14 protein-coding genes, 1 pseudogene and 1 other annotated feature are annotated in these 15,372 nt (G+C 28.5%); of the genes and pseudogenes, 4 read left to right on the top strand and 11 right to left on the bottom strand.

Translation table 11 applies throughout. The annotated features are described in order from the left end of the window. Nucleotides 1–60 precede the first annotated feature (60 nt). Nucleotides 61–2,678 (top strand): annotated as a pseudogene (locus C7N41_RS04445) (YfhO family protein). 31 nt (nt 2,679–2,709) lie between these two features. Here C7N41_RS04445 and greA read toward each other — a convergent pair. From greA to C7N41_RS04400, 9 genes are all read right to left on the bottom strand, one after another. Next, nucleotides 2,710–3,186, bottom strand: a complete 477-nt coding sequence (greA, locus tag C7N41_RS04440) for a transcription elongation factor GreA (protein WP_105964522.1) — start codon at nt 3,184–3,186, stop codon at nt 2,710–2,712. A 17-nt stretch (nt 3,187–3,203) separates the two neighbouring features. Next, on the bottom strand, nt 3,204–3,878 hold the full coding sequence (gene udk / locus C7N41_RS04435; RefSeq protein WP_105964521.1) for a uridine kinase: 675 nt from the start codon (nt 3,876–3,878) through the stop codon (nt 3,204–3,206). A 21-nt stretch (nt 3,879–3,899) separates the two neighbouring features. Next, nucleotides 3,900–4,481, bottom strand: a complete 582-nt coding sequence (gene mltG / locus C7N41_RS07855; protein WP_105964520.1) for an endolytic transglycosylase MltG — start codon at nt 4,479–4,481, stop codon at nt 3,900–3,902. Further along, on the bottom strand, nt 4,436–5,023 hold the full coding sequence (locus tag C7N41_RS07850; protein WP_105964519.1) for an endolytic transglycosylase MltG: 588 nt from the start codon (nt 5,021–5,023) through the stop codon (nt 4,436–4,438). The genes mltG and C7N41_RS07850 overlap by 46 nt, the downstream gene beginning before the upstream one ends. A 23-nt stretch (nt 5,024–5,046) precedes the next feature. Then, nucleotides 5,047–7,458: a phenylalanine--tRNA ligase subunit beta gene (pheT, locus tag C7N41_RS04420; RefSeq protein WP_105964518.1), complete on the bottom strand. Its 2,412-nt coding sequence runs from the start codon at nt 7,456–7,458 to the stop codon at nt 5,047–5,049. Between the two features lie 12 nt (nt 7,459–7,470). Continuing rightward, entirely contained in the window at nt 7,471–8,511 is a 1,041-nt protein-coding gene (pheS, locus tag C7N41_RS04415; RefSeq protein WP_105964517.1) for a phenylalanine--tRNA ligase subunit alpha, read from the bottom strand. A gap of 37 nt (nt 8,512–8,548) precedes the next feature. After that, nucleotides 8,549–8,766 (bottom strand) — a binding site (T-box leader). Nucleotides 8,767–8,808: 42 nt separating this feature from the next. Further along, nucleotides 8,809–9,150, bottom strand: a complete 342-nt coding sequence (locus C7N41_RS04410) for a winged helix-turn-helix transcriptional regulator (protein ID WP_105964516.1) — start codon at nt 9,148–9,150, stop codon at nt 8,809–8,811. A 12-nt stretch (nt 9,151–9,162) separates the two neighbouring features. After that, a complete protein-coding gene (locus tag C7N41_RS04405) occupies nt 9,163–9,654 on the bottom strand; it encodes an HD domain-containing protein (RefSeq protein ID WP_105964515.1) in 492 nt (163 codons plus the stop codon). 24 nt (nt 9,655–9,678) lie between these two features. Continuing rightward, nucleotides 9,679–10,449 (bottom strand): TrmH family RNA methyltransferase, encoded by a 771-nt coding sequence (locus C7N41_RS04400; RefSeq protein WP_105964514.1) that lies wholly within the window; start codon nt 10,447–10,449, stop codon nt 9,679–9,681. Between the two features lie 100 nt (nt 10,450–10,549). On the opposite strand from C7N41_RS04400, the gene C7N41_RS04395 reads away from it, so the two are divergent. Continuing rightward, nucleotides 10,550–10,819, top strand: a complete 270-nt coding sequence (locus C7N41_RS04395; RefSeq protein ID WP_105964513.1) for an acylphosphatase — start codon at nt 10,550–10,552, stop codon at nt 10,817–10,819. 60 nt (nt 10,820–10,879) lie between these two features. Further along, complete coding sequence (gene yidC / locus C7N41_RS04390; protein WP_105964512.1) at nt 10,880–11,815, top strand: membrane protein insertase YidC; 936 nt, start codon at nt 10,880–10,882, stop codon at nt 11,813–11,815. Between the two features lie 56 nt (nt 11,816–11,871). Here the strand turns inward: yidC and C7N41_RS04385 are convergent, their stop codons facing one another. Together C7N41_RS04385 and C7N41_RS04380 are read right to left on the bottom strand one after the other, a co-directional pair. Beyond that, nucleotides 11,872–13,410 (bottom strand): HAMP domain-containing histidine kinase, encoded by a 1,539-nt coding sequence (locus C7N41_RS04385; protein ID WP_105964511.1) that lies wholly within the window; start codon nt 13,408–13,410, stop codon nt 11,872–11,874. Continuing rightward, nucleotides 13,407–14,093, bottom strand: coding sequence for a response regulator transcription factor (locus tag C7N41_RS04380; protein WP_105964510.1), 687 nt, complete (start codon nt 14,091–14,093; stop codon nt 13,407–13,409). Before C7N41_RS04380 ends, C7N41_RS04385 begins: the two co-directional genes overlap by 4 nt. A 239-nt stretch (nt 14,094–14,332) precedes the next feature. Between C7N41_RS04380 and adhP the strand changes: the two genes are divergently transcribed. Further along, entirely contained in the window at nt 14,333–15,349 is a 1,017-nt protein-coding gene (gene adhP / locus C7N41_RS04375) for an alcohol dehydrogenase AdhP (protein WP_105964509.1), read from the top strand. Nucleotides 15,350–15,372: the final 23 nt, after the last annotated feature.

Genomic DNA, 15,372 nt, shown 5'->3' with positions numbered 1-15,372 from the left:
ATAAATTTTTTAATGTCTTTAAATGTTATTATATAATATATGTAAAAATAAACATAATTAATGAAAGGAATGATAATAATCAATCATATTAAAAAGTTTACAAGAAATAACCTGCCATTAATTTTAAGTTTTTTTACTCCATTTATTATTATGGCATGTTACTTTGCTTATCGCAATATGTTTCCTTTTGGTAACGGAAGCATTTTAACAGTCGACTTAGGACAACAATATGTTGATTTTTTGCATTTTATAAAAGAACCATTAATAGCTTAAATATACATAACTTTTTTTATTCTTTTGCCAATGGATATGGTGGTGAAATGATTGGCATCTGGTCATATTATTTAATGAGTCCATTAAATTTAATAATTGCAATTTTACCAAAAAGTTTTATGAACGGTAGTTTATTATTAATTACTTTATTAAAATATGGATTATCAGGATTAAGTTTTGGCTATATGCTAAATAAAAAAGGCTTCGAAAAAAACATAATAATAACAACATTTTCCACTGCATATGCACTAAATGGCTGGATCATTGCTAATCAGTTAAACATAATTTGGCTAGATGCAATGATTATACTACCAATTATTGTTTTAGGAATAGACAACATAATTAATAAAGACAAATCCAAATTATACATCTTATCATTATCCATAATGATAATTGTAAATTACTATATGGCATATATGGTCTGCATTTTTTCCTTGCTATATTTTATAACGAATTATGCTATATATTATAAAAGTAAAATAAAGCATAAATACCAAATTATATTAAAATATTTTGGAGCAAGCTTAATATCATTTATGCTTTCAGCATGGTTAATAATTCCAAACATACTAGAACTTCGAACTGGAAAAGCATCATATACCGTTAATAATTTTAAATGGAAATTAGAATATAATCCTATCGATATGCTTTCTAAATTAATGAACGGCGCATTTAATTTCAATCAAATGCCCAGCGGCTATCCTAATATTTTTGTAGGTAGTTTAGTTTTAATATCTGTTCTAGCATTTTTCTTTAACCATAAAATAAAGTTGCATTTTAGATTATTATATCTATTTTTAACTTTTGCATTTTTAATATCTATGTGTTTTGAACCATTAGATTTAGTTTGGCACGCTTTTCAATTTCCTATCTGGTATCCATATCGTTTTTCTTTTATTTTTTGCTTTTTAGTTACCTATTTAGGCGCTATTGGATTTAGTAACTTACCTAATAAAATTGATAATAAAATAACGATAAAGATAGCAATCATGTTAATAATCATATTATTAACTGTCGGAATAAAAATCAATAATTTTACATTTTTGTCACCAATGAAATATGTTGTTTCAGTTTTATTAATAGCAATCATGTTTGTAATAGTAATAATTTCCAGAATAAATAATTCTAAACTGTATATAATTAGTATTTTTATAATTACTTGCTGTGATATGGGAATTAATGCTTTTAACTCATTAAATAGTATCTCATATGTAAATAATAGTGATTATTCTTCATATAATAAAATTTTAAATGAGCAAATAAATAAGATTAGTAAAGATGATAAATCATTTTACAGGATTAACAAAAATTTCTATAGAACTCAAGATGACCCTATGGAATTAGGCTTTAATAGTGGATCCATATTTTCATCAACGATGAATAAAAATAATGCTAATTTTAATTCAAACATTGGAAATCCTAATAATACCGGCTCTATTAATTATTCTAATGGTACCTTAGTTACAGATTCATTATTAAATTTTAAATATTATTTGTCATTTAATGATAATTATAAAAAATATCCAATGATTCAAAAATCAGCAAATAGATACGACATATTAGACAATAGAAAAAGTAAAAACGATTTTAATATAAAAAGAAATAATTTGAGTTTACCTTTAATTTTTGGTGTTAATAATATTATTAAAAATATAACGAGTACAACAAATCCTATTGATTATCAAAATAATATAGTAAAACAAATATCAGCATCTAACAAAAATGTATTTAATGTTGATAATAATTATAAAGTGAAATTCAAAAATATTTATAATACACCATCTTTAAGCCAATCAATTTTGAAAAAAATTGATCCTCTAAAAAGTGCGTCAGTAGAAATAAATTATCATTATAGAAATCAATATATTCCCTATATAGTATTACCAAGTAATTTAAGTCCTAATATTTGCTCTGTATTTATTGATGGTGAAAAAATAACATCACCTAAGAATTTTCAAAATTCATTAGTATATAGTCTTCCCAAAAAAGATGGAACTATAGATATTAATTTTAAAAGGCAAAGTATATTTACCAATAACTTTGGAATATATAATATGAATTATAAAAAATTCAAATACGATATTTCAAAAATTAAACATCAAAATATCATATTCAATAATAAAGATATGATATCTTCTAATGTTGATTTAAATAAGAACGGAAGTTTATTAACATCAATTCCATATTCAGATGGTTGGCATGTAAAAATTGATAATAAAGAACATGATAAATCAAAGTGGTTAGGAGAATTTATAAGTGTTAAACATATAAAAAGAGGAAAACATCATATTGAACTATATTATTATCCAAGGGGAGTTAATTTAGGAATAATCATTACAATATTAACAATTATTTTTATTAGTATTAAAAGTATAATTAATGAAAAAGATAATAAAAAGGATTAGGCAAATAGCCTAATCCTTTTTATTTTATATATTATTTAACTTCAATAATTTTAACTTGCATATCACCAGCAGGAATTTCAATGGTAACTTCTTCATTAGTCTTATGACCCAATAATCCCTTAGCAATTGGTGAATCATTAGAAATTTTACCAGATATTGGATCAGCTTCAGCAGCCCCAACAATTTGGTATGTTTCAGGATCTTCATCTGGTAATTCTTTAAAAGTAACTGTTTTACCAACATTTACAAGATCTTTATCAACATCTTCATTATCAACAACTTGAGAATATTGCAACATATGTTCTACAGTAGTAATTCTACTTTCTAGCATACTTTGTTCATTCTTAGCTGATTCATATTCAGAATTTTCAGATAAATCACCATAACTTCTAGCAATTTTAATTCTTTCAATAATCTTTGGTCTTTGGTTTAATCTTAAGTCTTCCAATTCATCTTCAAGTTTCTTTTTACCTTCAAGAGTCATTGGGTATGTTTTATCTTCAGCCATACTAAATCTCCTTTAAATTAAATTGTTGTATCTATATTATTTAACACTTTATTATTACCGTGCTTCAATAAAATTGATTGAATTTTTGTGGTTAATAAATCAATAGCAACTTGATTTTTACCACCTTCAGGCACAATTATATCAGCATAACGTTTACTTGGTTCCACAAATTGATTATACATTGGTCTAACAGTTTCTAAGTATTGTTGAACCACTTCATCCAACGTACGTCCCCTTTCCTTTGTATCACGTTGAATTCTTCTTAAAATGCGAATGTCATCATCAGTATCAACAAATACCTTAATATCCATTAAATCTCTTAAGCGTTTGTCATCTAAAATCAAAATACCTTCAAGGATAATTACATCTCTAGGTTCTTGAGTAATGGTTTTATCACTACGGTTTAATTTTGTATAGTCATACACTGGCTTTTCAATTGATTCATAATTCAATAATTTGTGTAAATCATCTATTAACAAATCAGTATCAAATGCTAATGGATGATCATAATTAGTTTCTTCTCTTTCGGCCCAAGTTTTGTGAGACTGATCCTTATAGTAAGAATCTTGTTGAAGTATCATTATTGAATGACCTAATAATTGATTAAAAATTGCACGACTTACAGTAGTTTTTCCACTACCAGAACCGCCAGTTACCCCGATAACAACAGGACGTTTTTTATTTTCTACCATAGTAATCTCTCCAAATCAATTTTATCTCATATAATTATTATTCTTAACTACTGAACTAGTGTTAACCAAATTACTAGAAAATACAACTTTATTCTTTTTAGGGTCAATGTAAAAGTGTAAATAATTTTTATCCATATTCTTAGGATTCAACACTGCCTTAACAGAATTTATACTTGGATTACTAATTGGTCCAGGTCCATATCCAGTATGTTTAAATAAATTATAAGCAGATTTAATCTTATAATCTTTTTTGTCAATTTTTTGATTAAAACTTTTCCCACTAGCATACAAAATAGAGGATTTCATTTCAAGTGGTAATCCATTATTTAAACGATTTAATAATACTCCAGCAATTTGCTGTCTATCAAATTCACTATATCTTTCTAATTCAATCATTGAAGCCAAACTTAATACTTGTTGCACTGAAAAGCCTTTTTTATTAATTTCTTTATAATAAGGCTTTAATTCATTATTAGTTTTATCTAGCATTTGTTTTATTAGATCTTTTAGTGAAACATCATTTTGAGAATTATAAGTAGCTGGATATAGATATCCTTCTAACTTATATTTTGTATCTTTAGCATTAAATGATGACTTAAGCATATCTGGATATTGTTTTTTAACTGTGACAAATATTCTTTATCATTCATTAAATTCATAAATTTCGAGCTTGAATATTTACTATTGCTGTTAATATTTTTAGATATTTGCTCGATATTATCGCCTTCCCTAATAAGAAAGCGACCGTAACGACCTTGTAAAGGTTGAGCTGATCCACCCTTTTCTAATTTTTTAGCAATTAAATCTAAACTCATAGATGGTGAAAATTCATAATATCCTGCTTTTAAATTGGAATAGTGATGGCTATTAACAAAATAGTCAAAAACCATTCCACTTTTCACAATATTTTGATCTTGTAAAATAGATCCAATTTTCTTATCGGAAGCACCCATTGGAATATTAATTTGTACTACACTTTTGTCATGAGAATTAAGTGGTTGCAATGATCTATTCAAATATTGATGACCTAAGAAAAATATGAAGCATCCTAATATTATCAAAATTCCAATAATAGTAAAACTAATTTTTCTTCCTAAATTTTTGTGCTTCTTGGGAGAATCATTGGATTTTAATTTATTAGCCAATTTTATTCCTCCATATTTTTAAACTAACGAACTTCAATTTCAAATTCTTTTTCAAGATTTCTTTGAATCTTATCCATTGCCTTATTTACATCATCATCAACTAATGTATCTCGTTTATTTTGGAATATTAAATTATAAGCCATTGACTTTTTACCACTTGGGACATGTTCACCATTGTATACATCAAATAGGTTTACATCTCTCAAGAATGCTCCACCACGTTTATTAATAACTTTCAAAATATCATTATTAGTAACATTTTCATCAATTAAGATGGCAATATCTCTTGAAATAGAAGGATATTTAGAAATAGATTCATAACTTTGATCAGTCTTAGGCAAATCATTCAATAATTGTAAATTCAAATCAAACACATAAGTTGTATTAATCTTAAATTTTTTGGCAATATTAGGATGAACTTCACCAATAAATCCAACATAATGTCCATGAATCATAATATCAGCTGTTCTACCAGGGTGCATTTCTGGATAGTCTGCATTGGCAACATATTCAACTTGATTAATAAATCCAATTGTTTCTAAATATTTATCAACAATTCCTTTAATTTGATAGAAATCAACTTCTTTTGCTTTTTCATTCCAAGTACTACGTAACAATGAACCAGTAATTGCTCCAGAAATGTGTTCTATTTCTGAAGGTCTAACCTCATTTTCATTTTCTTTGTAAAATACTCTTCCTTGTTCATACAAAGCAACATCATGAACATTTCTTGCCTTATTATATGCAATATCATCTAATAAACCAGTAACTAAGTTCATTCTTAAAGTTTCATGATCATTAGTCATAGGATAACTTAAATTTGTTTCAAATGATTTTTGCATCATAAACATTTTAGCTTTGTCTTGGCTAGTTAAAGCATAAGAAATAGCATGAGTTAATCCTAAGCCTTCTAATATACTTCTACTATTACGAATTAGTTGTTGTTTTGGTTGTAATTTTCCAGTTGTCATTGTAGTTGTTGGTAATGTTGAAGGAAGATTGTCATATCCATAAATTCTAGCTACTTCTTCAATTAAATCAGCATCGATATGAATATCCCAACGACGTGTTGGTACAGTAACTACAAAAGCATCCCCATCAACTTTAGTATCAAAACCTAATCGTTCAAATATATCTTTTACTTGTTCACTTGAAAGATTTGTTCCCAAAACATGGTTTATTTTAGTTAAAGTAATGTTTACTACAACTGGTTGAGCATTAAATTCACTACCGTTTAAAGTATCATCACAAACTTCACCATTAGCCAACTCATTACTCATTTGACAAGCATTTTCCATTACTTCATCTAGACCGCCACGATTAATACCACGTTCAAATCTTTGTGAAGCTTCAGTGTGGATAACATGTTTACGAGCCATTTTTCTAACTTTAATTGGATCAAACACTGCACATTCAAATAATACGTTTTTAGTATCGTTAGTAATTGAGGTATCAATTCCACCAATAACCCCGGCTAATGCAATTGGGCGATCATCGGCAACCACAATATCATTTTCGTCTAAGTCCACTTCATCTTCAGCTAAAGTAGTAATTTTTTCACCCTTTTTAGCATTTCTAACAGAAATATTATTGCCATGTAATTTATCTAAATCATATGCATGCATAGGTTGACCAAATTTAAGCATTAGATAATTAGTAATATCAATAATGTTATTAATTGGTTTAATACCAGCATTCCACAAACAGATTTGTAACCATAGTGGGCTTGGCTTAATTTCAACATTATTAACAATACGATTTTTATATGTTAAAGCAATTTGGCTGTCAACATCACTACTAATTTGATCAGCGGTCTTTTTCCCAGAAGTTTTTTGAACTTTCACATTGTCGAACTTAGCTGGCTTATTATAAATGGCTGATAAATCATGAATAGTACCATACATGCTTAACATGTCACCACGATTAGGAGTAACGTCTAAATCTATTAATTCATCATCCATCCCTATATATTTGTACACATCGTTACCAACCTTAGCATCTTCAGGTAAAAAGTAAATTCCATCAGCCCATTCTTTAGGCACAACATCTTTTGGATAACCAATTTCATCTAATGCACATAACATTCCGTTTGATTGGATGCCACGCATCTTAGATTTTTTAATTTTAATATTGTCGGCAATACGAGCACCTGATAATGCAACTATTACCTTTTTACCTTTTTCAACATTAGGAGCACCACAAACAATTTGTACTGGTTCATCATCACCCACATCAACTTGACAAATATGTAAATGATCAGAATCAGGATGGTCTTCTAAGTTCAAAATTTGTCCAACAACAATTTTTTTAAGTCCTTCACTAGGTTTTATAACAGAATCAACTTCAACAGAAGAACGTTCAATTTTTTCGGCTAATTCATCAACTGGAATATCTAAGTCAATATATTCCTTAAGCCATTTATAAGATACTCGCATATAAAATTCTCCTTAATTAAATTGTGATAAGAAACGTACATCATTTAGATAGAAATCACGAATGTCGTCAACACCGTATTTCAACATTGCAAAACGATCTGGGCCTAAACCAAATGCAAATCCACCATAGGACTCAGCATCAACACCAGCCATTTTTAGAACATTAGGATGAACCATTCCAGCACCTAACACTTCAATCCATCCAGTATGCTTACATACTTCACAACCCTTACCATTACATTTAAAACATGTAACATCAGCTTCAACTGATGGTTCAGTGAATGGGAAGTAACTAGGTCTTAGTCTAATATCATATTTATCACCAAATAATTGATGTAATAAATATTCTAAAGTACCCTTTAAATCAGCCATTGTAATATGTTTATCAATTACAATTCCTTCAACTTGATGGAATTGATGGGAATGAGTAGGATCATCAGTATCACGGCGATAAACAACTCCAGGAGAAATCATCTTTAAAGGTCCTTTAGAAAAATCATGTTTTTCTAAAGTTCTAGCTTGCATTGGAGAGGTTTGTGTTCTCATCAAAATATCTTTAGTAATGTAAAAAGTATCTTGCATATCTCTAGCGGGATGATTTTTAGGTAAATTCATCATTTCGAAGTTATATTTATCTTCTTCAACTTCTGGTCCACTTAACACTTCATAACCCATACCCATGAACATATCAGAGATTTCATCAATAATTGATTGAATAACGTGTGGATGACCTTTGGCTACGGAATCCCCAGGTAGTGTGACATCAATTTTTTCTGATGCTAGCTTCTTGTTCAAAGCAATAGTTTCTAACTCTTCTTGCTTCTTATCTAAAGCAGTTTGAATATCATCACGAATCTTATTAGAATAACTACCCACTTTTGGACGTTCTTCAACTGGTAAATCTTTAATTCCTCTTAAAGCTTTAGTAATAAGGCCCTTCTTACCTAATAAATGAACTTTTATTTCATCGTTCATTTTTTTGACATCAGTTGCATTTTTAATATTTTTTAGACCATCATCACGTAATTTGGTCAAATCATCTTTTAAACTCATAAATTTCTCCCTTCATACATAAAAAAAGCTCCATCCCATAAGGGACGAAGCTTCGCGGTACCACCCTAGTTTATGAAAATATCAGAATAAATTCATACACTCAATCTTCATAACGGCAATTAACCGGATAATTTTTGTTATTAATAACTCCCAATATCAGCTCAGAAAATGAATTCAACTAATCTATTGATTGATCTCAGTATACACAATCTTCCTGTGAATATTAGTCTACTACTTTTTCTTCGTCACTCTTATTTAAAATAATAATGCAATTTAAAACTCCGGTCAAGATAAGTTTTATAATTTATACCATTTATCTGACCATTTGTGGATTTCATACATAATAGGTTCTAATTCTTTACCCCTTTTCGTTAATTCATATTGAATTAACGATGAATCCTTAAAAGTATTTCTAGATACAATGTTATCTTTTTCTAGTTCTCTAAGTCTTTCAACTAAAACACGATCACTACATTTATCAATAGTTTTAGCAATCGTCTTAAATCTTTGAGGACCATTAACTAATAATGTTTCTATAATTAATCCATTCCATTTTTTACCTAGAATAGAAAAAGTTTTTTCAAATTTTGGACATAGATTACAGTCAAGTTCTGACTGTAATTCTTTACTTGATTCCAATATTATTACCCCTTACAAACTTTTAGTACTAAATATTTGCTTAATGTTCCTATATTTAGGTGCAAAATATTCTCTAACAGCATCATAATCATCGACTAAAGAAACAATAACACTTTCAGCATACTTGGGTTTACTTAAAGTAAGTCCCCACATGTGCTTAATAATAATATCTTTTTCCTTGTCATTTAAGCTAGTTATCTTTTCAGCATTACGTAAAGCAATTCTAGGATGCATATATGCATGTGAACCTAAATGAAATTTATCGGTTCTCCAATCATAATAAAATAAATCATGTAATAATCCTGCTCTAGCAGTTGACTTAGCATCTAAATTAAAGTTCTTTGCGATTTGATAACTTTCATAAGAAACATCAATACAATGCTTTAATCTAGTAGATGAATGATGCTGAGTATAATTAGACAGCTCTTTTACCATTGATGAATTCAATAAGTCAGAAACATAAGACATATAAACTTTATCATTTTTCCATGCTTTTGTATTCATGCAAAGTATCTCCCTTATTTAAAATTATTTTTTTAAATGAAACATTAATATGCCAGATGCAATAGCGACATTTAATGATTCCGCGTTTCCCTTAATAGGAATATATAAATTTTTATCTGTTATTTTAAGTAGATCATCTTGCATACCATTTCCTTCATTTCCCATAATTAATGCAAAATTCTCACTAGGAACAATTTCACTGTAAATAAAAGCGTTTTCGTTTAATTCACTACCATAAACTTGATAGTTTTTATTTTTTAATATATCTATCCAATATTGTAAATTACCTTCAATTATTTTTAAATGAAATTGACTTCCTTGCATAGATCTTAAAACTTTAGGATTAAATTGACTAGATGTTCCCTTACCAAAAATAACACCACTCATACCAGCAGCATCTGCTGTTCTAACCATCGTTCCAATATTACCTGGATCTTGTATATTATCCAACAATAACCAGGATCCATTAATATTATTTTCATTAATATCTTCTTTACTAGGAAGCCCTACAATCGCAAAAATTCCTTGTGGAGTGATAGTTGATCCTAAATGATTAGCCACTTCATCGTTTATTTCTATTAACTCACCATTGTATTGTGATAGTTCATTTTGATGTAGAGACAATTGTTTTGTTGTTGTTAATATTACTTTTATATCTTGATTGGCATTTAATGCTTCATTTACTAAATGCCAACTTTCAAGAAGATAAGCAGATTGTTTTTCTCTGCCCTTTTTATTATTTAATTTTTTCCAAGCTTTTATTCTGTCATTTTTAACAGAAACTATTTTTTCCATAGTAAGGATTAGCCCCTTTTAATATAGTAACTTATTCATATTATTTTATCACAATACTATAATAATATATAAATGATTGCAAAAAGTGAGGTAATAATTTATGAAACAAACCGTTAAATTTATAATAAAAGGAAAAGTTCAAGGCGTTGGTTTTAGATGGTCAACAAAAACTTGGACAGATAAAATTAATGTCAAAGGCTATGTACAAAATCTTTCAGAGGGATCAGTGAAAATTGTGGCTAATATTGAAGATGTGAACAATTTTATAAATGGTATAAAATCATTAAATAATCCTTTTATTAAAATAAGCAATATAGATTATACTTTATTGAATTATAAAGAATATAAAACTTTTTCAATTAAAATTTAATTTAGTAACACATTTCTGGTATTATTAGTAAATGAAAAAAGTTAGGAAAGGTTTTTATAAATGAAGAATTTAAAGAAATACAGCGTTCTTTCATTTGTTGGTCTTGCAGCATTAACATTAACTGGTTGTGTTAGACAAGATGGGTCTGGTAAACCATATGGACTAACATATGAATATTTAGCATTACCTGCTCAACACATTTTGGATTTTATGGCAAAGTTTGTTGGTGGATATGGATGGGCAATTATTCTTTTAACAATAATTGTTAGAATGATTTTATTACCCGCTATGATCAGTCAGATGAAAAAGTCTACTATGATGCAAGAGAAAATGAGTTTTGTTAGACCACAAATGAAAAAGATTCAAGAACGTCAAAGAAATGCTAAGACTAAAGAAGAACAGATGCAAATTCAACAAGAAATGATGCAACTGTATAGAAATAATAATATTAGTATGACTGGTGGAATTGGTTGTTTACCACTAATAATTCAAATGCCAATTTATATTGCATTATATAATGGTATTCGTTTTTCACCAGAAGTATCACATACAATGTTTTTAGGTATTAAATTAGGAGATAAAAGTTTAATCTTAGTTGCCCTTTCATTTGTTGCTTATATTATTCAAGGATACCTAATGACACTAGGTTTACCTGAAGATCAAAAGAAACAAATGAAAATGATGTCATATATCACTCCTGTTATGATTGCATTAATTACTTTTAGTGCCCCTGCAGGACTAGGATTTTACTTCTTTGTAAGTGGTATATTTGCATGTATTCAAACTCTGATTATTAACTTGTACCGTCCAAAAATTAAAAAAGAAGTGGCGGCACAAGCTAAAGAACAGGCAGATCAAGAAAAGCAAGAAATTCACGACATTACAGAAGAAGATTCAACATCTGTAAAGGATGATTCTCAAGAAAGGGTCATTGAAAACAAAAAAGATACTGACTTGAGAAAGCGAAATTCTGGAAAACAAAATAATAAACATTAATTATAAAATAAAAGGACTATTACTAATATTAGTAATAGTCCTTTTATTTTAAGTTATTATTTTTTATCATCTAATTCTTTAATATGTTCAATTTTTTCTTTGCTTAACAAAGGAAATGAAATTGTAAATATTGAACCATATCCGGCAGAACTTTCTACAGAAATTTTTCCATGATAAGCTTCTACCAATCTTTTAGCAATAGATAATCCTAAACCGTTGCCACCTTGATTACGGCTTCTGGCCTTGTCAACACGATAAAATCGATTAAAAATTTTATTAACACTGTCTTGACTAATACCCTCACCAAAATCTTGAACGGCAATATCAACATACCGGTATTTTCTAGATAATGAAATATGGACTTCTTTACGATCTTTTGAATATTTAACTGCATTATCCAATAAGATAATAAGGATTTGTTCTAAATGGTTACGATAAATTTGAATAATAGTTTCCTTATCAATATCATCATCTAAGTTAAAAGTATAATCTGGATGAATCATTTTAAAATCATTAAATTCTTGATGAACAATATCCTGAACATCAGTTAATTTGTTATTATAATTAATTTCGACTTGTTCAGCTCTTGAGAGATCAAGCATTTCTTGAACCAAACTTTTCATACGATTAATTTCATCAATTGAAGATTGAATAGATTCATCTAAAATTTCAGGATCATCTTTACCCCATCTAGATAACATTTTTAAATGCCCTTGAATAACGGCAACTGGAGTTCTCAATTCATGAGACACATCTTCAACAAATTGTTGTTGTTGATCAATATAACGTTGCATAGTATCAAGCATATCATTAAAAATATTTCCCAGATCAGTTAACTCATCATTTTGATTAAGCCTAGGTACCCTAACATTTGTCTCTGGTGAATCGTTTACACTACTTATCGTATCAGAAATCATTTTAATTGGCCTTAACATATATGCAGCTAATACATATGATAATAATGAAGCAAAAAACACACCTAATAACAATATTACAATTAATATTATCATTAATTTTTTAGTATAAATGTGATAATCAACTAAATTATTGATGACCCTTAAATAACCTATCTTGTTACCAGTCTTTTTAGAATAGATTGGTATTTCTTCAATTAATGAATAATTGTTATTATAAATACTATTTTTATCAATTTTACTATTTATATGACCAATTTTCATAAATTTCTTTTCGGTTTGTTTAGAAAAAAAGATAGGATTAGCATCTTTATCAAAAACATTAACTATTATGTCATCTCTGGAAATACTACTAAATAAAGAATTTGAATGAACTCCATCTTCGTTCTTAGATTTATTAATATTTTCATTACGAGGACTAAGTATGCTTATAACTTCTTTTTCTGAAAGGTTATCATTAAATCCTGTTAGTTTTCCAGACAAAGCACTTAAAGTTTCACTAGTATGAACTGATTCTTGATTCAATAAAACATCAGAAAATCTATTATAGATTAAGAAAGAAAAAATAGATAAAATTAAGAAAATTATGATGGCAGAACCAATAGACCATTTCCATTTAAGAGATATCCATTTATTTTTACCATTCACATTATCAACTTTATCGTCTTTTTTTACAATCATGATCTCATCACATACCCAGTGCCTCTAACAGTTTGAATATAACTTTTTTGATCGCTACGATCAATTTTGTTTCTTAAGTATCTAACATATACATCAACTACATTGGTTTCGGCATTAGAATCATATCCCCAAACTTGATTAAGTAATACATCTCTAGCTAACACCACGTTCACATTTTCCATTAATGTTAATAAAAGTTCGTATTCACGTTTAGTCAAATCTATAATATCTTCACCACGTTTGACAATGCGACTTTCTTTTTCAACAGTAATATCTTTAAAATGAACGACTTTTTGATTTTCAGTTTTTTCATCGCCTTCAATATTAATACGACGCAATAAAGCACGAACACGAGCTAATAATTCTTCAATAGCAAATGGCTTTACGATATAATCATCAGCACCATGATCAAATCCAGAAACTCTATCAATAACTGAATCTCTAGCAGTCATAATAATGATTGGAGTATTTTTCTTTTCTCTCAATCTTCTGGCTACTTCCATACCATTTAGTTTAGGCAACATTAAATCAAGTAATATAATGTCAAAGTCTTCATTAATTGCATCATCTAATCCGTCTCTACCATTGACTGCTACCTTGGTTTCATAACCTTCATGTTTAAGTTCTAGCTCAACAAATCTAGATAAACTTTTTTCGTCTTCTACTATTAAGATTCGACTCATACGAGTACACCCCTAAATACTTTCTAAAATTGTAATATACTAATATATTCTATCACAATAAAATGTTCAATAATAGCTGCATAGCAACTATGAACATTTTATTTTATAAAATTTTAATTTATATATATGAATATTATAATCTGTAAGGTTTATTATTTAATTGATAAATGTTATTGATTATAGTTGTAAATTTATTTATAATTCTTAATGTTTAAAATTAATGAATAGAGGTACTTTTTATGAAAGCTGCTGTAGTTAGAAACAATTCAGATGGATATGTAGATATTAAGGATGTAAACTTAAGACCAATCAAAAATGGTGAAGCTTTAGTTGATGTTGAATACTGTGGACTTTGTCATACAGATTTACATGTTGCTTCTGGAGACTTTGGTGAACAACCTGGTAGAATTATTGGTCATGAAGGTGTTGGTAGAGTATCACAAGTTGCTGATGACGTAACTAATTTAAAAATTGGTGACCGTGTATCAATTGCTTGGTTCTTTAAAGGATGCGGACACTGTGAATATTGTTTAACTGGACGTGAAACTTTATGCCGTAATGTTGAAAATGCTGGTTTTACTGTTGATGGTGCAATGGCAGAACAAGTGATTGTTGATGCTGATTATGCTGTTAAAGTACCAGAAGATTTAGATCCAGTTGAAGCAACATCACTAACTTGTGCTGGTGTTACAACATATAAAGCTCTTAAAGTTGGCAATTTAAGACCAGGTCAATGGAGTGAAGTTGTTGGTGCTGGAGGCTTAGGTAATTTAGCAATTCAATTTGCTCATAATGTGTTTAATGCACATGTAGTTGCTGTTGACGGAAATGAAAAGAAATTACAAGCAGCAAAAGAAAATGGTGCTGAATTATTAATTAATCGTCATGATTCAGACGTATCAAAAACTATTCAGGAAAAAGTTGGTGGAGTTCATAGCTCAGTTGTTACTGCAGTTAACAAAGATGCATTTACCACTGCTATCAATGCTCTAAGACCTGATGGTAAATTAGTTGCAGTTGCATTGCCTAAAGGAGATATGGCCTTAAACATTGATAAAACTGTTCTTGATGGAATTCAAGTTGCTGGTTCACTTGTTGGAACTAGACAAGATTTAACAGAAACTTTCCAATTCGGTAGTGAAGGAAAAGTAAAACCAATTGTTCAAACATGCAAATTAGAAGATATTAATCAAGTTATTGATGATATGAAGAATAATAAAATTGTTGGTAGAATGGTTGTAGATTTCACTAAATAATTAAAAAGAGTCCTTTTCAAATT

Origin of the sequence: Apilactobacillus micheneri (assembly GCF_002993975.1) — a bacterium.
In the GTDB taxonomy this organism is placed as follows: Bacteria; Bacillota; Bacilli; order Lactobacillales; family Lactobacillaceae; genus Apilactobacillus; species Apilactobacillus micheneri.
This window is presented reverse-complemented; position numbering and strand designations above follow the sequence as displayed.